The following is a 21,031-nucleotide window of genomic DNA, read 5'->3' as shown; positions in this document are numbered from 1 at the left end:
ATGACACTCAACTTCCACGCAATAACCCTTTGCTAACCACATTCCCGCCCCAATCGGCCGACTATATTGGAGGTGCCTCGTGGGGGGTAAACAAATGGGCATAGCCTTGGAGGATACTATGAAGATACTTAAAGCAGTTACATTTGGCGCCATCATCGCCGCCCTAAACGCATGTAGCGCAGTGGACGTCGTGTCTCGAAACGCACCGCTCGACGCGCCGCGCCTTGGCGCACTTTCCGCACCACAGGTCGTGCGTGACTATTCGCTGCATTCGATCCGCTTTGCGGTTCCGGCCGACATGACAGTGTCTGAAGCAAATTCATATTACCCCATTGCCGACATCGTGTGACGGGGCGACCCCATGGGGGTAAACATACAGGGAACCCCCTCTTTTTTTGGCATGATCTAAGGTGCGATTATTGCGCGAAGCTGGCGATATGGCTGGCGCGATATGAGGATTTTGATGATGAACAAGACTAGGCGTGGCCGAGGTTCCAAATACACGGATGATTTCAAGCGACAGCTTGTAGCGGAAAGCCACACTGCTGGCGTGAGTGTTCCAATGGTTGCCAAGAAGCACGGTGTGGGCACCAACCGGATTTATGCATGGCGCAGCGATGGGCGGTTTCAGCCTGACAAATCAGATATAGGCCAGTTCACCCCCGTAGAGATTGCCGATGCGGGTATGGTGGACACGCCTGCGTCATCCGGCACCAGCATCTTACCTGTCCCCCATATTGAGATCACACTTGAGAACGGTCGCAAGCTGAGCGTGAGCGACGGGGTTGATGCTGGCTTTGTGCTGGAACTGGCGCGAGGACTTGCAGCATGATCCCTGTTTTGGGGGATGCGAAGATCTGGCTTGCCGCAGGAGTTACGGATATGCGGCGCGGCTTCAACGGGCTGGCGGCGCAGACCGCGCAGGTTCTTGCAGCTGACCCTTACGCGGGGCATCTATTTTTGTTCCGTGGCCGTCGTGGCGATCAGATCAAGATGATCTGGTGGGATGGTCAGGGCGCGTGCCTGTTTACCAAACGGCTTGAACGTGGACGGTTCGTATGGCCCTCAGTCAAGGAAGGTAAAGTCAGCCTAAGCCGCGCACAGCTTGCGATGCTGATGGAAGGCATAGACTGGCGTATTCTCAAGAAGACATGGCGTCCAAGTATGGTTGGATAGCTGTATGTTTTATAGGACTTCTTGCCTTTGTGGGATTCCCATGATGCCCGAGATTTGGTATGTAATGGCATGAGTAAGACCCCTCCAAATCTGACTAATCTGCCCCCTGAAGTACAGGCATACGTTGCCGCGCAAACAGCGGAATTGTCAGAGCTGAAGCAAGCGTTTCTCGGGTCATCCCTTGGCCATGCGACGGTACAAAAACGCCTCAAGGATGAGATGGCATCAGTGGACGCCGCCCTGAGTGCCGAGCGCACCGCTCATGCGCGGGCCATCCAGAACCGAGACACCATCATCGCCGATCTTCGCCTGCAACTCCACGGTCACAACAAGCACCGCTTTGGCTCAAAGTCGGAAAGCAGTGCACAGCTGGCGCTTGAGTTGATCCTTGAAGAACTTGAGATCGAACAAGCCGTTGAGACAGATGATGAACCCTCTGACGCTGAGGCCAAGCCGCCCCGCACACCGCGCAAGCGCAAACCTTTCCCAAAGGGGCTGAAGCGTGTCCAAAAGACCATCACCCCCAGTGATGCTTGCACCGACTGTGGCGGCAGCTTCAAAGTGCTTGGAACGGATGTGATGGAGGAGTTGGAATATGTCCCGGGACATTACATCGTGAACCAAATTGGCCGCCCGCGTCTGGCCTGCACCTGTTGTGAGGCCGTTGTTCAGGCTGAGATGCCAAGCCGACCCATTCCGAAGAGCTTTGTCGGCCCCGCGCTGATGGCCCACATCCTGTGCTGTAAATACGGCTATCATCTGCCGCTGTATCGCCAGAGCCAGATGTTTGCCAACGAGGGCATTGATCTGAGTGGATCGCTCATGGCGGGATGGGTCGGCAAATGCACCAAACTGCTGGAGCGCGTCTCAGATGCAATCTGCGATCACGTCTTTGAGGCGCAGGCGATCTTCATGGATGACACAACGGTCAAGCTGCTCCAGAAGGGCAATGGCAAAGGAAAGAATAAGACCAAAACCGCGCGACTGTGGGTCTATGCCCGAAAAGAAGACACTTGGGCCAGCGGAGCTCCACCTGCGGTGTGGTACCAGTTCTCCACCAGCCGTGAGGCGGAGCATCCCAGCAAGCATCTCGAAAGCTATGAAGGCTACGCCCATGCGGATGCCTATGCTGGGTATAATGACGCCTACCGCACGGGGCGGGTCAAAGAGATGGCATGCATGGCCCATGTGCGGCGTGAGTTCTTTGACCTTTATGAAAGCACAAAGCTGCCCGTGGCGGGCGAAGCCGTGCTGCGGATTAAAAAGCTCTATGATGTTGAGACACAAGCGCGGTTCCTGCCCCCTGCGGAACGCGTGGCCCTGCGTCAGGAATACGCCAAGCCGATCTTTGATGACCTGGAAGTCTGGCTTAAAGAGCAACTGGGCAAGATCTCTAGCAAGACGCCGCTGGCCAAGGCGATCAAATATGCACTGGCGCGCCTGCCAAAGGCACGGCCCTATCTTGATCACGGCTTTCTTGAGCTGGACAACAACACAGCCGAGCGCGCAGTGCGCCCTGTGGCCGTGGGACGCAAAAACTATCTCTTCATGGGATCAGAAGCAGGCGGCAAATCTGCAGCAATTGCTTATACGTTGATAGAGACCGCCAAGATGAACAAAGTGAATCCCGAAGCCTGGCTCGCATGGGTGCTGGAACGCATCCAGGACCATCAAGCAAACCGTATCAACGATCTCATGCCGTGGGCCTATCAGGACATGATCGATGCTAAAAACGCCGAGGCCGAGGCAAAAGACGCAGCTTGATCAAGGGCAGCGTTGATGCTTACCCATGGGGAACCGATCCCAGCAGATCAACGAGATTTTCCAGACGTCCATTCGGGCAGCTGGTCAAAACATGAACGGATCGATCCCCGTGACGGTGGATGTCGAACTGGTCCGCTTTCATTCCCTGACAGAACGCACGCGTTTTTCTGTTGGCGGAGTCCATTCTATCACGTTCAGCATGACAATCCGCAACGCGGAAACCGGTGAGATTCTGGAACAATCGCGCACCCTAAATGGTGATTTTGCAGCACTCGGTGGCCGCGCGGCAATGGCTGCGGATAATCAGGGCCAAGGCCAGAAGGTTCGCATCACAGCGCATCTGACCAACCTGTTCTTTCGCGAACTGACGGGCCTTGAGCTGCAAACAAACAATGCGCAAGCGGGCACGTGATCCGCTTTCCAACCTGACTTTTACGCGCTAAGGGGTTGTTATGAATCAGTCCCCTTTACCGACCACCGACGCTTTGCCCGTCGTTCGCCTGCTTCCCAAAGCAAAACCGCAAGTTATTCGCCACGGTTTTCCGTGGGTCTTTGCCAATGAGTTGGTGATGGACCGTCGCACCAAGGGTGTCACGCCCGGTGGCCTCGTTGTGGTCGAGGACGCAGAGCGGCGACCGCTTGGGCTTGGTACAATGAACCCGCTTTCAAAAATCGCTGTTCGGATGTTGGATTTCGATCCAGAGGCCGCGATCGACCAAGCATGGTTCAAGACCAAAATCGCACGCGCACTGCAACACCGCGATGCGATTTATGATGAACCTGTCTATCGATTGGTACACGCCGAAGCCGATGGTTTGCCAGGTATCATCATTGACCGCTTTGGCGATGTTGCCGTGATCCAACCAAATGCCGCCTATGCCGAGGCAATGCTGGAACCGCTTGTGGCCGCTCTGATCGAGGTGACGGGCGTAACGACAGTCATCAAAAACGGCACGGGCCGCGCCCGCAGCCTTGAAGGGCTGGAAGAGGAAATGGTTGTTGTGCATGGCACGCAGCCCACGGGCGCGATCCCTGTTATGATGAACGGCGCGACATATATGGCGGATGTCATGGGCGGCCAAAAGACTGGTCTGTTCCTTGATCAGCGGCCCAACCATGCATTTGCTGCTGGCCTGATGAATGGTGGACGGATGCTGGATATGTTCAGCCACGTTGGTGGATTTTCGCTGGCGGCTTTGGCGGCTGGCGCGGGGTCCGCATTAGCTGTTGATGGATCTGCGCCTGCATTGGAATTGGCAAAAGCTGGCGCTGAGGCCACGGGTGTCGCAGATCGGTTTGAAACCCGTCAGGGCGACGCATTTGATGTGCTTGAAGCCTTGGGCGCGGAAGAAGAAGTGTTTGACGTAGTCGTCTGTGATCCGCCTGCGTTTGCACCATCCAAACCCTCGGCTGAAAAGGGCCTACGCGCCTATGAACGCCTGGCACGTCTCGCCGCGCCATTGGTCAAAGATGGCGGGTATCTGGTGCTGTGTTCGTGTTCCCATGCCGCGGACCTGAAACGCTTTCGCGATGCGTCTGCGCGTGGGATTGGTCGTGGCGGACGTCGTAGCCAGTTGGTTTACACAGGCTCTGCAGGGCCAGACCATCCGTTGCTGCCGCAATTGGCTGAAAGTGGATATCTAAAAGCGCTCGTCTTTCGGCTTTAGGGACTTGGCTTTGAGGACGTAGTCATGAGGGCTTGGCTATGAGAGTCCTGATCGATGCCTGCGTCCTTTATCCGACCGTGATGCGCGAGGTCGTGTTGGGCGTGGCGCAGGCGGGGCTGTTTGATCCACGCTGGTCGGCGCGTATCTTGGAAGAATGGGCACGTGCGGCGCGCAAGATCGGGCCGCAAGGTGAGACGATTGCGCGCGGTGAAATCGCTGCCATTCAAGCACAGTTCCCAAGGGCCGAAGTCAAAATTCCGCAAGCTGTTGAGGCGCGACTTTGGTTGCCAGACCCCGATGACATCCACGTCTTCGCTGCTGCAATCGGCAGTTCGTGCGACGCGATCATGACGATGAATGCCAAAGATTTCCCGCGAAACGAATTGGCCGATCAGGGGTTGGAACGTGTCGATCCCGACGGGTTCCTGATTGGTTTGGCGGTGCAGCATCCAGTCGAAGTTCAGATAGTTGGAGAGGCTGTGCTTGCCGAAGCACGGCGATTGTCTGGTGAGCCTTGGGAGATGCGCAAACTTATGCGCAAAGCCCGCCTGCCGCGTCTTGGAAAGCTGCTGGGTTAGGATTTGAGTTGTATTGGCCAAGATGAAGAGGGCAGTGTCACGCGCCCCATTTCGCCTCGTTCGCTTCAATCGCGGCAATGCGTTCGGCGGTTTTGGGGTGGCTGAGCAGCCATGCAGGTTGCGCCGCGCCGTTTGCACCTGTCAATTTTTCGAGCTTGGTAAATAGGGTTTTTTGCGCATTTGTCCCGATGCCCGCCTTGAGGAGAAGGGCGGAGGCATAGGCGTCAGCCTCATATTCATCAGAGCGCGACAGGCGCGCCATCAGCATGCTCATCGCGGCATTGGCGATCAGTGGCCCGATGCCGGGCATAAAGCGCGACAGCACCATGGCCAGCGCCGTGCGCAGGGCATTTTGGCCGGAAAAGTCGATCATGCGGCGGCGGGAATGCCCCAAGGCGACGTGACCCAATTCATGGGCGATGACTGAGGCCATTTCTTCTGCGGTAACCTCGTTTTCCTTGTATTTATTGTAAAACCCGCGGGTTATGAAAATCCGGCCATCCGGTGCCGCAAGCCCGTTCACGGGGTCGATTTCATAGATGTGGACTTTGATGCGGGTAATATCGACAACATCGGCCATTTGCGCCGTCAGGGCGCGCAGTTTGGGGTCTGCCAGTTCGGTAGATTTTTCATCCAACTCACGCGTCGTGCGCCATGCGGACAGACGATACATAAAGATGCCGTAACCGATGGCAAGCAGGATGGGGAAGAATTTGAGCATATATTAGATATGGGGCCAAAGATCGGCGCTGCAAGTCATGCGATCAACAGATCGAGCGGGTGACGTGACAAGCGTTCACATCCGGTGTCCGTCACCAGAACCGAATGGCCCAATGTCATGGCCGCGCCGGAGTCGCTGTCCATCAGGATCATATGCAGGAAAAAGACTTGGCCCTGTTGCATCAAAAGCGGATTGCCCTCGTAAAACATCGGGAAATCGACCCAGATCGGGTTGTAGACCGCGCCCATGCCATAGCCGCAGGCCTGCAAGCGTGGGCGTCAAAGACATTGGCGTGGGCGGTGTAGACGTCGCCCATCGGCGCGTTTGGTTTGATGGCCTCAGCGCAGGTGGCGTGCATGCGGGTGTGGCTTTGGGTGGGTGCGCCGATCACGACAGTGCGCATCATTGCGGCGTGATAGCGTGCAAAGGTGCCCGACCATTCCAGTGTCAGCTGGTCGGCTGGGTCCAGATGGCGGCGGCCGGAATAATAGCGACACAGCAGCGCGCCGTCGCCGGAACCGATGATAAATTCGTTGCCCGCATAATCCCCACCACCTTTGAAAACGGCACCCTGCATCGCGGCTAGAATATCGCCTTCAAATGCGCCCGCGTGGGTGACGGCAAGGCCCGCATCCAGTGCATCATCCGACAATGCAGCCGCGCGGCGGTGCATGGCGATTTCTGCCGATGATTTGGTGCGCCGCAAGCCTCGGATCAGATCCGACGCGTCTTTCAGCTGCGCCACGGCGGCGCGCAGGCGTTGGCCATTAAAGTCGGTGAGCCCGACCGTCTGGCTTTCGAATCCGACAGTGCCAGCAACACCAAGATCAGTGAGAAGGTGCGCGAGGTCAGTGGTTGGATCACAGCCTTCAAATTCTGGCCAGATGTGGATGTGATCATCGGGCAGGGTGGACGTGTAACGGGCTTGGCGCAAATCAGGCATGCGGGTCAGAAGATGTATGTCGCCTTTTGCGGTTAATACCATCGCTTGAAACATCGCAAAGCCGAAGGTGTCATAGCCCGTCAACCAAAAGTGGCTTTCGGGCGCGAACATCAACAGCGCGTCAAGGCCGGCATCTGCCACGACTTTCGTGGCGCGGGCTTGGCGGGCGGCGTATTCGGGGGCGTCAAAATGCAATGTCATGTATGATTGGTGTTCATCTACGCGCGAGCGGTCAAGCGGAATCGGTTTCAGGACGCTTCTTGCTGGCGCGCACCAACCACCAACCAGATGCGATCACGACGACCAGTGCGGTGATGAAACCGCTGGCATTGCCCAATACGCTTGCGATGGACGTGATGTTATCGGCAAAGCTGTAGCCCAAGCCGACATAGAGGCTGACCCAAACAATTTCACCAGCGATGCCCCAAAGGGCAAATCGCACCCAGTTAAATTTCGTCACGCCACAAAAATAGTTCATGTAGGGACCAAGCGGCGCCACGAGCCAGCATGACAAGAAGATGCTAGACCCGCCGCGCTTGTCCATAAAGGCAGCACTGCGCGCGCGAAGGGCGGCGCGTTTGGGATGTTTGACCAGCCACCCGTCAAGCCGGGTTCCTAATTTGCGCGCGGCCCAGTAACCCGAATTGTCGCCCAGCACGGCGCCAGAAAATGCAGATAGCCCAACAGCATAAAGTGACAGATCGCCCGTGGCCGCAAAGCCGCCAGAGGCCAGCATCAACAACAATGAGGGGACCGGCAGCGCGAGGCAGCTTAAGAACGTCACACAAAACACGATGATGACACCGTAATCTGCAACGAGGGCGAAGGCAGTTTCAGTCATCGCGGAGGGCCTCGCGATCAGCGCGCATCTGCGCTGCGGCGACATCTATGCGGATTTGTAGGTCATCCATCGTCAGGCCATTTTCAGCCGCAATCGTATCAAGTGAGATGCGGCGCGGTGCGGCGTCTTTGACTAAAAACAGGGCAGGGCCAAGTACATCTGGCGGCAATTGGTAGGATCGCATGACGTAGCGTGGCGTCATCCATCCGGCGAGGGCCTGATTTTGGTGGTCGGGGTCCATCCAGTAGATGGTGGATGAAATGGTTCTAACGCCGAAGAACCCCAAGGCACACAGGGCCACAATGAACGCCATCAGCGCAAAGCGGTGTGTCTGCCAAAGGTGTCTGATCATGTGAGAACCTTCATGCCTTTTTCAATTCCGGCCAGCGTCATCGGGACCATCCGGTCGTCGCCAAAAATCTGTCGTATCATCTGCACCGACTGGGTGTATTGCCAATAGCGTTGATCCAGCGGGTTAAGCCACAGGTGGTTGGGCCATTGATCGCGGGCACGTTCCAGCCATGTTTGGCCCGCTTCTTGGTTGTAGTGTTCGTTGGCGCCGCCGACGTAGGCTATTTCATAGGGCGACATGGATGCATCGCCGACGAAGATGCATTTGTAGTCCGACCCGTAAGTGCGCAGCACGTCCCAAGTTGGCATTTGTGCGTCCCAGCGGCGACGGTTGTCACGCCAGACGCCCTCATACAGGCAATTGTGGAAGTAAAAGTGTTCGAGATGTTTGAATTCTGATTTCGCTGCCGAGAACAGTTCTTCGACGAGTTTGACGTGCGGGTCCATTGACCCACCAATATCGAGAAACAGCAGCACTTTGACGGCATTGCGCCGTTCGGGCCGAGTTTTCACATCAAGGTAGCCGTGTTCGGCGGTGGCGCGGATTGTGCCATCAAGATCAAGTTCATCTGCCGCCCCGTCGCGGGCCCAGCGGCGCAGGCGTTTGAGCGCGACCTTGATGTTGCGGGTGCCAATTTCAACCGAGTCGTCAAGATTGCGGAACTCGCGTTTGTCCCAGACTTTGACGGCGCGTTGGTGGCGGCTGGCGTCTTGGCCGATGCGCACGCCCTCTGGATTGTAGCCATAGGCACCAAAAGGTGACGTGCCAGCCGTGCCGACCCATTTGGCCCCCCCTTGATGGCGGCCCTTTTGCTCCTCAATCCGCTTTTTGAGCGTTTCCATCAGTTTGTCAAAGCCGCCAAGCGCGTCGATTTCAGCCTTTTCCTGTGCGCTAAGATGCTTTTCAGCCATCTTTTCCAGCCAGCCTTGGGGAATGTCGACGGCGTCCATGACGGCAGAATCGGGAATTGCCTCCAAGCCTTCAAAGGCGGTGGCGAAGGCGCGATCAAACTTGTCGATGTTGCGTTCGTCTTTGACCATGCAGGTGCGCGCGAGAAAGTAGAATGCTTCTATGTCGTAGGTGGCGATGCCAGCCTTCATGCCTTCAAGGAATGTCAGGAATTCCCGCAGGGAAACTGGGACACCGCCCCGCCGAAGGGTATCAAAGAATGGCAGAAACATCAGGCGGTGTTGCGGGTGATTATGATCACGATGAACAAACCGATTATGCCAAAGATCATTGCGAACACGGCGGCCCACTGTGCCATGTCCGCTGCCTTGCCACCGCGCGATTTCGCCCGATACGCCCCCAGCAATGCCCCGAAAAACAGACCGCCGAGAGGGTAAATCATAGGTTAGATCCCTTTGAGTGGGTTGAGCGATGCAATCTCGCTCAAGCGCGCGCGGACATTGGCGTCCGCGCCAAATCCGTACCGCGCCCAGCCAAGACTGTCCATACGAACCGCGCTCGCTTCCGCGCCTCGTCCGGTCATTTCCAGCGCTTCGGCTTTGAACATCATCAAAGTCGCGAGAAGGGCGGCATTTTCATGGGCCGCCGCAATTGGCATTGCGCCGTCGACGAGGCTTAGAACCGCCGCGCCGTCGCCGTCGCCGTCGCCAGCTGACAGCGCAAAGGCGGCCAATTGGACGGATACGTGGGCCGCATGCAGGCGGGTTTCGGGGGACCGGTTGTAGATGCGCAAGGCTTGGTTGAAGGCGGACAGCGCGATGTCGCTGTCATAGCCCACGTTCAGTCGGCCAAGCGCGTAATGGGCAAATCCGTCGCGTGGGCCGTCCCAGTTCATGGCCCCTGCGAGGCTGACAGCGTGCAAGGCGGCGTTGCGGCGGCTTGCTGGGGATGATCCGGCGGTTAGCGCGGTTTCGATGTTGTCAATCCAGCTGCGGGTGGTGTCGTTGCGCGGACGGTCAGCGCGACTGTCACCGGCTGGGTTCAGGCGTGACAGGATCGGGTCAAGGCGGGCGGCGACTTGGCCGCGGGTCATGCCGTTGCTTAAAGCCGGATCGTAATAGGCGCGCAAAACCAACATATCAAACGATGTCAGCACCGCATGGATGTTGTCGTCGTTAAACACGGAATCCGACAGGCGATACAGGTCATTGAGTGGGCCGAGGGCCTGTGCAAATTCTTCGTGCAAGCAGTCGCGAATCTCTTGTGGAGCCACATCGGAGGGAACAAACACTGCCGCACGGTCGCGCCGCTCCAAGGTTGTCCAATCCACGGTTGGTGTGCGGCGCACGGTTTTGAATTCTTCCCATGACGACACGCGTGGCACCACAAAACATGCAGCACTCGGTACGGCGGCGTTCAGAACCGCGCGCGGGATGGCTTCGATGGTGATCGACGCCGTCTGGGCGCCAGTCATCGAGATGTCGATGTTGGCCTCGGTGCGCAAACGGCCCAGCAGGATACGTAGATCAGGGGTCAGACTTGGTGGCACATCGCCAGTGACCCGCACCGTGACCGGGGCTTCAAATCGTGTCAGGCGGGTTACGGGACGGCCACTTTCCATTCGGAACGACAGATCCATGAAATCTTTGCCGACCTCGCGGTTTGACCGTGTCGGCGTGATAACGCGATTGCCCGCAAAAGAGCGCATTGGCGGTAAGCTGTCTTGCAGGCCCATTGTGCGCGTTGGCAGCGTCGGGCCGCCAAATGATGACTGGGGCACAGGCGTACAGGCGGTCAAAAACATGACCGAAATCGCCATAAGGCGACGGAAGGTTCTATTCATGCCGCCCCCCGATCAAGCCGGCCAGAGGGCGCATAGAGGTCGATGCCAGACGGGTCAACGCAATCTGCGGTGGCCCCCGAAAAGGTCAGTTCATCGGTCCACATCTGTCGTGCCCGCACATTAATCTTGCGTGAAGTATGATGCTTGGCAACCGGCATTTTTGCCTTGGTCAACTCTGCTCTCCTTTTAGCTCAGTTCCGACCTGCCAGCGGACTGAGGCCCAAGTAGGGGCAGAATTAGACAATTCCGCGACCCCCGAACTCGGGCTCTTTATTTAAAGGGGAGTTGGGGGGGGGCTTATCACGGGTTAATTCAGAGCCCCGTGGAAATGACGGCGGAGTGTGTGGCAAAAGACTCAACAGGTTAGTAGGTGCTATTGATGTAGCCACAAGATGTGGGGTGTCGGTGGCTGACACGTCGAATCGCGCCGAACCTCAGCCGACTTGGGTCATCTCATTCAGTACAACAGCTGCAATCGCACCCTGTGTCGCTGCTGAAAACTGTTTGATGTGATTGGCGTTCATGTGGTCCTGCCATAGATCGCGGGTTTCCCAATTTTCAAAGAAAAGGAAAACATGCGGGTCTGTGGTGTCGACGTGCAGATCATATTGCAGGCATCCGGCTTCTGCGCGGGTGGGGGCGATCAGCGCTTCAAGCTGAGAGCGCAGAAAATCTGCCTTACCAGCAACGGCGGTGATATGGGCAACGATGGTTAAGGTCATAGGCAATCCTTCGGGCTCTAACGCTGACTGCGGGCCATGAAAGCCAGACGTTCAAATAAATGCACGTCCTGTTCGTTCTTCAGCAAGGCTCCGTGCATTTTTGGCAGGGCAGAGGCCCCGTCGCGTTTCAGGTCCTCAGACGTCAAATCCTCAGCCAGCAGCAGTTTTAGCCAATCGAGCACTTCGGACGTGCTGGGCTTTTTCTTCAGGCCCTGTTGGTCGCGGATTTCATAGAATTGCGTCAGCGCGGTGGTCAGCAGCGCGTCTTTGATCCCAGGGTGATGCACCTCGACAATCTTACGCATTGTGTCGATGTCAGGGAACCGGATGTAGTGGAAAAAGCAGCGGCGCAAAAACGCGTCGGGCAGTTCTTTTTCATTATTGGACGTGATGATCATAATGGGGCGGTGTTTGGCCCTGACCGTCTCACCGGTTTCGTAAACGTGGAATTCCATCCGATCGAGTTCTTGCAGAAGATCGTTGGGAAATTCGATGTCGGCCTTGTCAATTTCATCGATCAGAAGAACCACGCGCCCGTCCGCTTCAAACGCCTGCCACAGTTTGCCGCGTTTGATGTAGTTGGCGACGTCGTTGACCTTTGCATCGCCCAGCTGACTGTCGCGCAATCGGCTGACGGCATCGTATTCATACAGACCTTGCTGCGCCTTGGTGGTCGATTTGATGTGCCATTCGATCATTGGCAGTCTCAGTGCGTTGCTCACCTGCCGCGCGAGTTCGGTCTTGCCCGTTCCCGGTTCGCCCTTGACCAACAACGGACGTTCCAGCGTCACGGCCGCATTCACCGCAACGGTAAGGTCATCCGTTGCAACATAAGAATCAGTTCCTGTGAAGCGCATTTTTTGCCCGTAAGTTGTGTTTAACTATCGTGTTAACGTTAACACCTCCCTAACCAGCATCAACCCATGAAAAGGTGATCTACAAGGGGGTGACAGCTTGCTCGCTAGGGTTTAAAGGAAGGCTTCAAAGAAGGGGAATGCAATTGCCAGATCAGCAAATTTTGACTGTAGTTTCCACCTCTAGAGGGGCGAGTATGAAAGCTGAAACATTCCTGCCGGATGATTATGTACCGGTCGATTCCGAACCGTTTATGAACGACAAACAAGTTGAGTATTTTCGCCGCAAGTTGATCAACTGGCGCGGCGAAGTTCTGGAAGACAGTCGCGACACGATTGAGTCGATGAAAGATGGCACGCGCAATATCCCTGATGTTGCTGACCGTGCGTCTGAAGAAACCGATCGTTCGCTTGAATTGCGCACCCGTGACCGTGAACGCAAACTGGTGTCCAAAATTGATGGGGCGTTGCGCCGTATCGATGAAGGCGAATTCGGATATTGCATCGTGACGGGCGACCCGATCAGCCTGAAACGTCTGGATGCGCGCCCCATCGCCACCATGAGCCTTGAGGCGCAGGAGCGTCACGAGCGCCGTGAACGGGTGCATCGTACCGACTGATCCGCAAGACGTACGTGGAAAAAGGCGGGACGAATGTTGGATGAACCTGACGTGATGCCCGACGACGCCCCGCGCGGATCTGGCACTTTACGCAATAAACGCATCGTTATTATTGGCGCCGGAATCGGTGGCTTAACGGCTGCGTTGGCGTTTGCGCGACGCGGTGCGAATGTCCACATTTATGAACAAGCATCGGCGTTAAACGAGGTTGGCGCAGGCATCCAAGTGACCCCGAACGGTTCACGGGTTCTGGCCGAACTTGGGTTGTCCGATGCCATGGACGCCGCCAGCATTGTCGCACAGGCCGTGATGCCCACGGATGCGATCAGCGGCAAAGTCATCGCGCGTTTCGATCTGAGCAGCCAAGTGCCGCCCTATCGGTTTTTCCACCGCGCAGCACTGGTGGAGATGATCGCGCAAGGCGCACAGGCGGCAGGGGTTGAGATTTCGTTCGATGTGCGCGTTGAAAGCATAGCAAAAGACGGGACTCTCAACACCAATATTGGCGAAGTATCCTGTGATTTATGCGTCGGTGCCGATGGCATTCATTCGATTTCGCGATTGCTTTTGGGTAATACGGCTGAGCCCGAATTTACTGGTCAGGTCGCATGGCGGGCAACAATCGTGGCCAAAGACGTGGAGCCCGTTGCGCGCATCTGGATGGCCCCGAACCGCCATGTCGTGACCTATCCATTGGCTGAAAACTTGCTCAACATCGTGGCCGTGCAAGAACGTGATACATGGGCGCAAGAGGGATGGAAGCACAGCGATGATCCCGACAACCTGCGCGCCGCATTCGCCGATACCTGCCCGCAATTGCGCGATATTCTGGGTCAAGTCAGTGAAACATATTTGTGGGGATTGTTTCGACATCCCGTTGCAAAGCAATGGCATAACGACAGTTTGGTGATCCTTGGGGACGCGGCGCATCCGACGTTGCCGTTCTTGGCTCAGGGGGCGAATTTGGCGATTGAGGATGCATATTTCTTGGCGCGCTGTTGTGATGAGGCTGATGATCTGGCGACCGCTTTGGCGCGGTTTCAACATGAGCGCGCTTTGCGGGTCAGCCGCGCAATTGCGGCCGCCAATGCCAATGCGCGCAATTATCACTTGTCAGGATTGACCCGAAGTTTGGCCCATACAGGATTGAAAACGCTGGGTTTCGTTGCGCCAGATGCATTCTTGAAGAGGCTGGACTGGCTTTACGGGTTTGACGCGACCAAATGACGTCAGGCGTCTAGTTCGACCCAGACGGGAACGTGGTCGGATGGTTTTTCGCGGCCCCGCACGTCGCTTTCGATCCAGCAATCTTTCAACAGGTCAGCACATTGATTTGAAAGCAGAAAATGGTCGATGCGGATGCCGTCGTTCTTGTCCCACGCACCTGCTTGGTAGTCCCAAAACGAGTAGTGGCCGCTGCCTTGGTGACAGGCGCGGAAGGCCTCGGTGAGGCCGAGGTTCAGCAGGCGACGAAACGCGGCGCGACTGTCGGGTCGAAACAGTGCGTCATCGGCCCAGACATCGGGGCGCGCGGCGTCTTCGGGTTGGGGGATTATGTTGTAATCCCCTGCAATTAGGAAGGGTTCTTCAAGTTCTATGAGCTGGCTTGCACGTGCCTTGAGGCGGTCCATCCAGTGCAGTTTATAGTCGTACTTCGGACCGGGTGCGGGATTGCCGTTGGGCAGGTATAGGCCGCAGATTCTAATGGCTTTTTCACCCATCACCGTGGCTTCGATATAGCGGGCTTCGATGTCGTCTTCGCCGTCGCGGCCCGCGCCTTCGGGGTCGGGTAGGCCACGGGTGACGTCTTCTAGCGGTAGTTTCGACAAGATAGCGACGCCATTGAATCCTTTTTGTCCATGGGTTTCAACGGTGTAACCGAGGTCTTGAATGTGTTCACGCGGGAAGCCTTCGTCGACGGATTTGATTTCTTGTAGCAGGGCGACGTCAGGTTTTGACGCCTCAAGCCAGTCGGTCAGTGCACCGATGCGGGCCTTAACGCCGTTGATGTTGAATGTTGCGATTTTCATCTTTGCCCCCAGAGTATCACCCTGTTTTGCCTGTCAAATCGGGGAGGCACAAGGCGTACACAGTCTGTACATACACCGTGCGCACAATCGTCCTACATAGAGAAGCTGACGCCACAGCCGCATGAGCTTGAGGCGTTGGGGTTTTCAATCACAAACCGTGCACCGATCAGTTCTTCGGTGAAATCAATCGTGGCATCGGACAGGAACGGCAGGGAGATCGAATCGATCACCACCTTCTGACCAGAGCCCTCAAGGACAAGATCATCGTCTTTGGCTTCGTCCAGATTGATTTCATATTGAAAGCCTGAACAGCCGCCTCCCTCAACGGCGATGCGCAGGGCTTTGCCATCTGCGTTCGCGCCGATTTCAAGAAGTCGTTCAAACGCACGTGGCGTGACTTTGGGGGGGAGTGTGAGCATTTTTTGCAGCCTTTAGGTTGGGCGTTGGTTCCAATATAGGTGCGGGGGACCCGTGCAGCAAGTCATGCGCAACACGTCGTGGCGGAAAGTCATGTGCGGCACGATAAGATAAGCGACAAGGGACGTCGAAAAAGACAAGGGACAGACATGGTAGTATCGTATGCATGCAGCCCCGCGAACACGCGCGGGCGGCTTTTTCACGAGGAGGAGAGCGAGTTTCGGTCTGCCTTTCAGCGCGACCGTGACCGGATCATTCACGCATCCGCGTTTCGCCGCCTGAAACACAAGACCCAAGTGTTCGTGGAACATGAAGGCGATTATTTTCGCACACGGCTGACCCATTCGATTGAAGTTGCACAAGTGGCGCGCACGATTGCGGGCGCACTGGACTTGAATGCGGAATTAACCGAGGCGGTGGCGCTGGCCCATGATCTTGGCCACACCCCGTTCGGGCACACTGGCGAGGACGCTTTGTCGATATTGATGGCGCCCTACGGCGGCTTTGATCACAATGCGCAGGCCATTCGGATTGTGACATCGTTGGAGCGCCATTACGCAGAATGGGACGGGTTGAACCTGACGTGGGAGACATTGGAAGGCATCGCCAAACACAATGGTCCGGTTGCGCCCGTTCCGGGCGACGGTCCGGTGCTGGATCCTGTGCCCTATGCGCTGTCGGATTATGACGCGGTGCACGATCTGGAACTCCACACCCATGCGAGTGCCGAGGCGCAGTCTGCGGCGCTGTCAGATGACATTGCCTACAATCACCACGACATCCACGACGGGTTACGCGCGGAGTTGTTTAGCACTGATGATTTGCTGGGCCTACCGATTGTCGGCGATTGTTTTCGCGAAGTGGACGCCAAGTACCCCGGTCTTGATAAATATCGCCGCCGCCATGAGGCGTTGCGGCGGTTCTTTGGCATATTGGTTGAGGATGTGATTGGCGTCAGTCGCGCCAACCTTAGCGCACTTGACCCCAAGACCTGCGCGGATGTGCGCGGGGCAGGGCGGATGATGGTGCAGTTTTCGCCGAACCTTTGGGCTGATCTGAAGGTTGTTCGCAAATTTCTGTTCAACCAGATGTATCGCGCGCCCCGCGTCGTGAAAATGCGCGCCGAGGTGACGCAGGTGGTCGAAGATCTGTTTCCGCTGTTCATGCATGACCCCAGCCATCTGCCGAAACAATGGCGCAAGGATGTGGCGGCAGCGGACGGTGAAACAGCGCTGGCGCGGATCGTGTCCGATTACATTTCGGGAATGACGGACCGGTTTGCGATTGAAACGCACGCGCGACTGGTCAGGTAGCGCAGGCCTAGCGTACAGCGCGACGGGCCAGCACGATAATGGCCAGATAAATCACGACAAATACGAACGCGCTGGTCCCGACCAACATCGCCGCAAGATAGTAAAACGGGTTATGGGCCGTTGTCGCGGCATTGAAGTAAGGGCTGTCAGGATCGCGTTCATGGCTCAAAAGCGGGGGGCGCCAGAGTTGGTATTTTCAACCCTGAGAGGAGCAGCCCAGACGCTGGTCAACATAGAGGCAAGGCAGGTGAGAAAGAACAGGTCGCGGGCCATGCAACGCGCGTTGACGTGGGATATGATGGTGCTAAACTGACAGTTCGCAAAAAGGAAGTACCATGAACCTGTTCGCCGATATCCGCGCAACCGTGATCGACTGTTTGGACGCACTGACCATTGAGGGGGTTTTGCCCGCTGGATTGGACTTCGCCAACGTCACAGTTGAGCCCCCGCGAGACGCGAGCCACGGCGATATGGCGACGAATGCGGTGATGGTATTGGCCAAGCCTTCGGGCATGAAGCCGCGCGATATTGCAGACGCGCTGGCTGCAAAGTTGGTTGCTGACACGCGCATCACCAGTGCGGATATTGCTGGACCGGGGTTTCTGAACCTCGCGCTGGATGCGGGCGTTTGGGCGGGTGTAGTAAGCGCTGTGCTGACGGATGCAGATTTTGGTAAGTCGAATTTGGGCGCAGGCAAGAAAATGAACGTCGAATATATCAGCGCCAACCCGACGGGACCGCTGCATGTTGGCCACACCCGTGGCGCGGTTTTTGGCGATGCTTTGGCGTCTTTGCTGGCCTATGCCGGATACGATGTGACACGGGAATACTACATTAACGACGGTGGCGCGCAGGTCGATGTTTTGGCGCGTTCGGTGTATTTGCGCTATCTTGAGGCGCATGGTCAGGCCGTGACGTTCGAGGACGGAACCTACCCCGGTGAGTATCTGATCCAGGCGGGTCAAGACCTGAAGGCTAGGGTCGGCGATGCCTATGTCGGGCAGGGTGAAGAAGTCTGGTTGGATGACGTGCGCGAATTTGGCACCGATGCGATGATGGCGCTGATCCGCGAGGATTTAGACTCGCTTGGTGTGAAGATGGATGTGTTTTATTCCGAGAAATCGCTGTACGGAACCGGATTGATCGAGGCCGCGATCGCGGACTTGAAGACCAAGGGTCTGATCTACAAAGGCACGCTTGAGCCGCCCAAGGGCAAGCTGCCCGAGGATTGGGAACCGCGCGAACAGACGTTGTTCAAATCAACCGAATTTGGTGATGACGTGGATCGGCCTATTCAGAAGTCTGACGGGGCATGGACCTATTTCGCGCCCGACATTGCGTACCATTATGATAAGATTTCCAGAGGGTTCGACGCCCTTATTGATGTGTTTGGTGCGGATCATGGCGGCTACGTCAAGCGGATGAAGGCGGCTGTTGCGGCGTTGTCTGATAATGCCGTGCCGCTGGACGTTAAACTGACGCAACTGGTCAAGCTGTACAAAAAAGGCGAGCCGTTCAAGATGTCCAAACGGGCGGGCACGTTCATTATGCTGCGCGATTTGGTGGCCGAAGTCGGCCCTGACGTGACGCGGTTCCACATGCTGACGCGTAAGAATGATGCACCACTTGATTTTGATTTTGACAAGGTGACGGAGCAGTCAAAAGACAATCCGGTATTCTATGTCCAATACGCCAGTGCACGGATTCATTCGGTGATGCGCAAAGCGGTCGAGGCGGGCGTTGATGTGTCGGATCTGGCCCACGCCGATCTGTCGTTGGCAACCCATCCGGCGGAACTGGCGATGGCTGCCAAACTGGCAGAATGGCCGCGTCTGGTCGAAATTGCCGCCAAAGGCCATGAGCCGCACCGCATCGCATTCTACCTCTATGATCTTGCATCCGAACTGCATGGGCTGTGGAATCGCGGCAGTGACGATGCGTCGTTGCGGTTTTTGCAGGTCGACAACATCCCAGCAACACAGGCGAAAATTGCGCTGATCAAATCTGTAAGCGTTGTAATTTCCCACGGTTTGGGTATTCTTGGCGTAACTCCAGCGGAAGAGATGCGCTAAAGCGCACATGTCTGGGGTAATGAGGCGAGAGCGTGATCCGAGGAGTATTAACAGTTTTTGGGTAAGTTGCGCGTTTAAAAGACGTTAAATGTGGGGGCAAACCCCTGCGCAGTGAGGCAGACACATGGCAAGTTTTACAGCCGGCCCGAACGGGTCAGGAGCGGGGGTTCCGACAACCTTCCAAGCGGGCAAATACATCAACTTCGCGGCTGCCGCGATTTCTGTCGCACTTATCGGTGGGGTCGGGATCTGGGGCTATAAGCTTTTGATGCGTGATGTCACTGGCGTTCCTGTTGTGCGGGCTTTGGTCGGCGAGATGCGTGTGTCACCGGAAAATCCAGGTGGCGTAATTGCTACACATATCGGATTGTCGGTCAATTCTGTTCCCGCACTTGGTGGCGCGGCTCAGCCTGAGGACCGTCTGATATTGGCCCCGAGCAATGTGTCACTTCAGGCCGAAGATCTTGAGGTCACATCAGCTGTCGAGGCGGGCGAGGTTGTGGCCGCCTTGCAAGATCCGCTTGGTGTGGCGATTACCACATCCCTGTCCAGTGATGACATAACGACACCGGCGCAGGGCGGCGATCAGATTGCCGCATTAGCGATGCCCGTTAATCCATCCGTGCCACTGACGGCAGCGGATGTATTGGCATTGGCAGATCAGATTGCGTCTGGTGCTGCACCGATGAGCGATCTTGCGGATGGCGTAAATGTACCCATTGAGGTTGCGGTGAACGGTGTGGTTGTGAACCCCGATCTTATTCCTGATGGCGTGCCCGGTGTGCGCCGCTCTGTGCGCCCAACGGCGCGTCCTGCGAACCTGCCTGCCGTCGTTGCAACGCCGGTTTCGGCGGATGTAAGATCAGCCGATGTGACGCCAGCTGTCACTGGCGACGTCACCACTGGCGAAGTCACGACTGCGGTGATCCCTGTTGGAACCAAACTAGTCCAGCTCGGGGCATTTGACAGTGCTGATATTGCGGCCTCCGAATGGGCGCGCTTGACGCAACGCTTCCCTGAATTCTTTGACGACAAAGACCAGATTATCCAGCAAGCCAATTCTGGCGGGCGCACGTTCTTTCGCCTGCGTGCCAAGGGGTTCACGGACCTGAGCGATGCGCGGCGGTTCTGTTCGGCAATGTCGGCGGAAGGTGCGGCCTGTATTCCGGTGGTTGTGCGCTAAATGCAATTTGGCGCTGCGATATTCGGCCCCGAAGGGCTGCGCATCACCGATTGGGAACGCGCCTATTTTCGCGACTACGCGCCGTTCGGGTTTATCCTGTTTGCCCGCAATATCGACACGCCAGACCAAGTGCGCCGGTTGTGTGATGACCTGCGCGACGCTGCGGGCCATGATGCGCCCATACTGGTCGATCAAGAAGGCGGGCGGGTCCAGCGGTTGCGTGGACCGCACTGGCGCGAATGGTTGCCGCCACTTGAACAGATGCAAATTGCCGCTGATCCGATGCGCGCGCTGTGGCTGCGGTACCGCCTGATTGCCGCTGAACTGCGCGACGTCGGGATTGATGCCAATTGTGCGCCGATCGCAGATATCACCGCCCGTCTGACCCATCCGTTTTTGCGCAACCGCTGTTATGGTGGCGATGCTGTGACCGTGATGGATGCCAGCCGCGCGGTTGCCGATGCGCTCTTGGCGGGGGGTGTTTTGCCGGTGCTCAAGCATATTCCCGGACATGGGCGTGCCAGCGTTGACAGCCACAAGGATTTGCCACGGGTCACGGTGGCGCGCCGCGATCTTGAGGCGCAGGATTTTGTGCCATTCATGGCCTTGGCGGACCTGCCGATGGGGATGACCGCGCATATCGTGTTCGAGGACATCGACGACAGCGCACCCGCCACCACGTCGCGCATCATGATGGACGTGATCCGCAACGATATCGGGTTCAAGGGCCTGTTGATGACTGATGATATCGGCATGGAGGCGCTCTCGGGGGATGTGGCGCAGCGCAGCCGCGCGTCGATTGCGGCAGGCTGCGACGTGATCTTGCATTGCTGCGGTGACGCGGGCGAAATTGTGCAAGTCGGACAGGCGGCAGGGCAGATGAACGCCGCAGCCCAAGCCCGCGCCGACGCTGCATTGATGATGCGTAAAACCCCCACCACCGTTGACATTGCGGCCTTGTCAGAGGAATTTGACGACCTGTTAGGAGCGGGGGCACAATAGCGCCTGCCACACCGGTTTACGGAG

At 56.9% G+C, this 21,031-nt stretch carries 27 protein-coding genes; 13 read left to right on the top strand and 14 right to left on the bottom strand.

Going from position 1 to position 21,031, the window contains the following annotated elements:
- Positions 1-118: 118 nt before the first annotated feature.
- From OA238_RS12640 to OA238_RS12610, 7 genes are all read left to right on the top strand, one after another.
- On the top strand, positions 119-349 hold the full coding sequence (locus OA238_RS12640) for a DUF6778 family protein (protein WP_051076469.1): 231 nt from the start codon (positions 119-121) through the stop codon (positions 347-349).
- A 114-nt stretch (positions 350-463) separates the two neighbouring features.
- Complete coding sequence (locus OA238_RS12635) at positions 464-832, top strand: transposase (protein WP_015494727.1); 369 nt, start codon at positions 464-466, stop codon at positions 830-832.
- Positions 829-1,176 carry an IS66 family insertion sequence element accessory protein TnpB gene (gene tnpB / locus OA238_RS12630; RefSeq protein ID WP_015494728.1) on the top strand — a complete coding sequence of 116 codons (348 nt, stop codon included), beginning with the start codon at positions 829-831 and terminating at the stop codon, positions 1,174-1,176. The genes OA238_RS12635 and tnpB overlap by 4 nt, the downstream gene beginning before the upstream one ends.
- 69 nt (positions 1,177-1,245) lie before the next feature.
- Positions 1,246-2,940, top strand: coding sequence for an IS66 family transposase (tnpC, locus tag OA238_RS12625; RefSeq protein WP_051076468.1), 1,695 nt, complete (start codon positions 1,246-1,248; stop codon positions 2,938-2,940).
- A 25-nt stretch (positions 2,941-2,965) separates the two neighbouring features.
- The gene (locus tag OA238_RS12620) at positions 2,966-3,352 is read left to right on the top strand and encodes a DUF6778 family protein (protein WP_015495477.1); all 387 of its coding nucleotides are present in this window, start codon (positions 2,966-2,968) and stop codon (positions 3,350-3,352) included.
- Between the two features lie 40 nt (positions 3,353-3,392).
- On the top strand, positions 3,393-4,607 hold the full coding sequence (locus tag OA238_RS12615) for an RSP_2647 family RNA methyltransferase (protein WP_015495476.1): 1,215 nt from the start codon (positions 3,393-3,395) through the stop codon (positions 4,605-4,607).
- Positions 4,608-4,645: 38 nt separating this feature from the next.
- Entirely contained in the window at positions 4,646-5,185 is a 540-nt protein-coding gene (locus OA238_RS12610) for an RSP_2648 family PIN domain-containing protein (protein ID WP_015495475.1), read from the top strand.
- Between the two features lie 37 nt (positions 5,186-5,222).
- Here OA238_RS12610 and OA238_RS12605 read toward each other — a convergent pair whose 3' ends face one another.
- The 11 genes from OA238_RS12605 to OA238_RS12570 all read right to left on the bottom strand — a co-directional run bounded on the left by OA238_RS12605 (position 5,223) and on the right by OA238_RS12570 (position 12,373).
- The gene (locus OA238_RS12605; RefSeq protein ID WP_015495474.1) at positions 5,223-5,906 is read right to left on the bottom strand and encodes a M48 family metallopeptidase; all 684 of its coding nucleotides are present in this window, start codon (positions 5,904-5,906) and stop codon (positions 5,223-5,225) included.
- Positions 5,907-5,941: 35 nt separating this feature from the next.
- Positions 5,942-6,088, bottom strand: coding sequence for a hypothetical protein (locus OA238_RS33775; protein ID WP_245581510.1), 147 nt, complete (start codon positions 6,086-6,088; stop codon positions 5,942-5,944).
- Positions 6,088-7,050, bottom strand: coding sequence for a M24 family metallopeptidase (locus OA238_RS12600; protein ID WP_015495473.1), 963 nt, complete (start codon positions 7,048-7,050; stop codon positions 6,088-6,090). The genes OA238_RS33775 and OA238_RS12600 overlap by 1 nt, the downstream gene beginning before the upstream one ends.
- Before the next feature lie 31 nt (positions 7,051-7,081).
- The gene (locus OA238_RS12595; protein WP_015495472.1) at positions 7,082-7,690 is read right to left on the bottom strand and encodes a DedA family protein; all 609 of its coding nucleotides are present in this window, start codon (positions 7,688-7,690) and stop codon (positions 7,082-7,084) included.
- Entirely contained in the window at positions 7,683-8,042 is a 360-nt protein-coding gene (locus OA238_RS12590; RefSeq protein ID WP_015495471.1) for a hypothetical protein, read from the bottom strand. The genes OA238_RS12595 and OA238_RS12590 overlap by 8 nt, the downstream gene beginning before the upstream one ends.
- Positions 8,039-9,223 (bottom strand): vWA domain-containing protein, encoded by a 1,185-nt coding sequence (locus OA238_RS12585; RefSeq protein WP_015495470.1) that lies wholly within the window; start codon positions 9,221-9,223, stop codon positions 8,039-8,041. Before OA238_RS12585 ends, OA238_RS12590 begins: the two co-directional genes overlap by 4 nt.
- A complete protein-coding gene (locus tag OA238_RS32785) occupies positions 9,223-9,393 on the bottom strand; it encodes a hypothetical protein (protein WP_085982758.1) in 171 nt (56 codons plus the stop codon). Before OA238_RS32785 ends, OA238_RS12585 begins: the two co-directional genes overlap by 1 nt.
- 3 nt (positions 9,394-9,396) lie before the next feature.
- Positions 9,397-10,794 (bottom strand): DUF2927 domain-containing protein, encoded by a 1,398-nt coding sequence (locus OA238_RS12580; RefSeq protein ID WP_015495469.1) that lies wholly within the window; start codon positions 10,792-10,794, stop codon positions 9,397-9,399.
- Entirely contained in the window at positions 10,791-10,967 is a 177-nt protein-coding gene (locus tag OA238_RS32780; protein ID WP_187293182.1) for a hypothetical protein, read from the bottom strand. Before OA238_RS32780 ends, OA238_RS12580 begins: the two co-directional genes overlap by 4 nt.
- A gap of 261 nt (positions 10,968-11,228) precedes the next feature.
- Positions 11,229-11,516, bottom strand: coding sequence for a putative quinol monooxygenase (locus OA238_RS12575; protein ID WP_015495468.1), 288 nt, complete (start codon positions 11,514-11,516; stop codon positions 11,229-11,231).
- A gap of 17 nt (positions 11,517-11,533) precedes the next feature.
- A complete protein-coding gene (locus OA238_RS12570) occupies positions 11,534-12,373 on the bottom strand; it encodes an AAA family ATPase (RefSeq protein WP_015495467.1) in 840 nt (279 codons plus the stop codon).
- Positions 12,374-12,567: 194 nt separating this feature from the next.
- Between OA238_RS12570 and dksA the strand changes: the two genes are divergently transcribed.
- Both dksA and OA238_RS12560 read left to right on the top strand, forming a co-directional pair.
- Complete coding sequence (gene dksA / locus OA238_RS12565; protein WP_015495466.1) at positions 12,568-12,990, top strand: RNA polymerase-binding protein DksA; 423 nt, start codon at positions 12,568-12,570, stop codon at positions 12,988-12,990.
- A 33-nt stretch (positions 12,991-13,023) separates the two neighbouring features.
- The gene (locus OA238_RS12560; RefSeq protein WP_338042834.1) at positions 13,024-14,217 is read left to right on the top strand and encodes an FAD-dependent monooxygenase; all 1,194 of its coding nucleotides are present in this window, start codon (positions 13,024-13,026) and stop codon (positions 14,215-14,217) included.
- Between the two features lie 2 nt (positions 14,218-14,219).
- On the opposite strand, the gene xth is transcribed toward OA238_RS12560, so the two are convergent.
- On the bottom strand, positions 14,220-15,020 hold the full coding sequence (gene xth / locus OA238_RS12555; RefSeq protein WP_015495464.1) for an exodeoxyribonuclease III: 801 nt from the start codon (positions 15,018-15,020) through the stop codon (positions 14,220-14,222).
- A 92-nt stretch (positions 15,021-15,112) separates the two neighbouring features.
- On the bottom strand, positions 15,113-15,439 hold the full coding sequence (locus tag OA238_RS12550) for a HesB/IscA family protein (protein WP_015495463.1): 327 nt from the start codon (positions 15,437-15,439) through the stop codon (positions 15,113-15,115).
- A 147-nt stretch (positions 15,440-15,586) separates the two neighbouring features.
- Here OA238_RS12550 and OA238_RS12545 point away from each other — a divergent pair, with 147 nt between their 5' ends.
- A complete protein-coding gene (locus OA238_RS12545) occupies positions 15,587-16,750 on the top strand; it encodes a deoxyguanosinetriphosphate triphosphohydrolase (protein ID WP_015495462.1) in 1,164 nt (387 codons plus the stop codon).
- A 7-nt stretch (positions 16,751-16,757) separates the two neighbouring features.
- Here the strand turns inward: OA238_RS12545 and OA238_RS32775 are convergent, their stop codons facing one another.
- On the bottom strand, positions 16,758-16,919 hold the full coding sequence (locus OA238_RS32775) for a hypothetical protein (protein ID WP_187293181.1): 162 nt from the start codon (positions 16,917-16,919) through the stop codon (positions 16,758-16,760).
- A gap of 166 nt (positions 16,920-17,085) precedes the next feature.
- Here OA238_RS32775 and argS point away from each other — a divergent pair, with 166 nt between their 5' ends.
- From argS to OA238_RS12530, 3 genes are all read left to right on the top strand, one after another.
- Positions 17,086-18,822 carry an arginine--tRNA ligase gene (gene argS, locus OA238_RS12540; protein WP_015495461.1) on the top strand — a complete coding sequence of 579 codons (1,737 nt, stop codon included), beginning with the start codon at positions 17,086-17,088 and terminating at the stop codon, positions 18,820-18,822.
- A 124-nt stretch (positions 18,823-18,946) separates the two neighbouring features.
- Entirely contained in the window at positions 18,947-20,005 is a 1,059-nt protein-coding gene (locus tag OA238_RS12535) for an SPOR domain-containing protein (protein ID WP_015495460.1), read from the top strand.
- On the top strand, positions 20,006-21,007 hold the full coding sequence (locus OA238_RS12530) for a glycoside hydrolase family 3 N-terminal domain-containing protein (RefSeq protein WP_015495459.1): 1,002 nt from the start codon (positions 20,006-20,008) through the stop codon (positions 21,005-21,007).
- The last annotated feature ends 24 nt before the right edge of the window (positions 21,008-21,031 follow it).

It is taken from the genome of Octadecabacter arcticus 238, assembly GCF_000155735.2.
GTDB classification, from domain to species: Bacteria; Pseudomonadota; Alphaproteobacteria; order Rhodobacterales; family Rhodobacteraceae; genus Octadecabacter; species Octadecabacter arcticus.
Note: the sequence above shows the minus strand (reverse complement) of the source record. Positions and strands in the feature narration are given on the sequence as shown.

Excerpts from the sequence above, each read along its gene's own strand:
- OA238_RS12640 (WP_051076469.1), top strand. The coding sequence starts at position 119 with ATGAAGATACTTAAAGCAGTTACATTTGGCGCCATCATCGCCGCCCTA.
- OA238_RS12635 (WP_015494727.1), top strand. The coding sequence starts at position 464 with ATGATGAACAAGACTAGGCGTGGCCGAGGTTCCAAATACACGGATGAT.
- tnpB (WP_015494728.1), top strand. The coding sequence starts at position 829 with ATGATCCCTGTTTTGGGGGATGCGAAGATCTGGCTTGCCGCAGGAGTT.
- tnpC (WP_051076468.1), top strand. The coding sequence starts at position 1,246 with ATGAGTAAGACCCCTCCAAATCTGACTAATCTGCCCCCTGAAGTACAG.
- OA238_RS12620 (WP_015495477.1), top strand. The coding sequence starts at position 2,966 with ATGGGGAACCGATCCCAGCAGATCAACGAGATTTTCCAGACGTCCATT.
- OA238_RS12615 (WP_015495476.1), top strand. The coding sequence starts at position 3,393 with ATGAATCAGTCCCCTTTACCGACCACCGACGCTTTGCCCGTCGTTCGC.
- OA238_RS12610 (WP_015495475.1), top strand. The coding sequence starts at position 4,646 with ATGAGAGTCCTGATCGATGCCTGCGTCCTTTATCCGACCGTGATGCGC.
- OA238_RS12605 (WP_015495474.1), bottom strand. The coding sequence starts at position 5,906 with ATGCTCAAATTCTTCCCCATCCTGCTTGCCATCGGTTACGGCATCTTT.
- OA238_RS33775 (WP_245581510.1), bottom strand. The coding sequence starts at position 6,088 with ATGCAACAGGGCCAAGTCTTTTTCCTGCATATGATCCTGATGGACAGC.
- OA238_RS12600 (WP_015495473.1), bottom strand. The coding sequence starts at position 7,050 with ATGACATTGCATTTTGACGCCCCCGAATACGCCGCCCGCCAAGCCCGC.
- OA238_RS12595 (WP_015495472.1), bottom strand. The coding sequence starts at position 7,690 with ATGACTGAAACTGCCTTCGCCCTCGTTGCAGATTACGGTGTCATCATC.
- OA238_RS12590 (WP_015495471.1), bottom strand. The coding sequence starts at position 8,042 with ATGATCAGACACCTTTGGCAGACACACCGCTTTGCGCTGATGGCGTTC.
- OA238_RS12585 (WP_015495470.1), bottom strand. The coding sequence starts at position 9,223 with ATGTTTCTGCCATTCTTTGATACCCTTCGGCGGGGCGGTGTCCCAGTT.
- OA238_RS32785 (WP_085982758.1), bottom strand. The coding sequence starts at position 9,393 with ATGATTTACCCTCTCGGCGGTCTGTTTTTCGGGGCATTGCTGGGGGCG.
- OA238_RS12580 (WP_015495469.1), bottom strand. The coding sequence starts at position 10,794 with ATGAATAGAACCTTCCGTCGCCTTATGGCGATTTCGGTCATGTTTTTG.
- OA238_RS12575 (WP_015495468.1), bottom strand. The coding sequence starts at position 11,516 with ATGACCTTAACCATCGTTGCCCATATCACCGCCGTTGCTGGTAAGGCA.
- OA238_RS12570 (WP_015495467.1), bottom strand. The coding sequence starts at position 12,373 with ATGCGCTTCACAGGAACTGATTCTTATGTTGCAACGGATGACCTTACC.
- dksA (WP_015495466.1), top strand. The coding sequence starts at position 12,568 with ATGAAAGCTGAAACATTCCTGCCGGATGATTATGTACCGGTCGATTCC.
- OA238_RS12560 (WP_338042834.1), top strand. The coding sequence starts at position 13,024 with ATGTTGGATGAACCTGACGTGATGCCCGACGACGCCCCGCGCGGATCT.
- xth (WP_015495464.1), bottom strand. The coding sequence starts at position 15,020 with ATGAAAATCGCAACATTCAACATCAACGGCGTTAAGGCCCGCATCGGT.
- OA238_RS12550 (WP_015495463.1), bottom strand. The coding sequence starts at position 15,439 with ATGCTCACACTCCCCCCCAAAGTCACGCCACGTGCGTTTGAACGACTT.
- OA238_RS12545 (WP_015495462.1), top strand. The coding sequence starts at position 15,587 with ATGGTAGTATCGTATGCATGCAGCCCCGCGAACACGCGCGGGCGGCTT.
- argS (WP_015495461.1), top strand. The coding sequence starts at position 17,086 with ATGAACCTGTTCGCCGATATCCGCGCAACCGTGATCGACTGTTTGGAC.
- OA238_RS12535 (WP_015495460.1), top strand. The coding sequence starts at position 18,947 with ATGGCAAGTTTTACAGCCGGCCCGAACGGGTCAGGAGCGGGGGTTCCG.
- OA238_RS12530 (WP_015495459.1), top strand. The coding sequence starts at position 20,006 with ATGCAATTTGGCGCTGCGATATTCGGCCCCGAAGGGCTGCGCATCACC.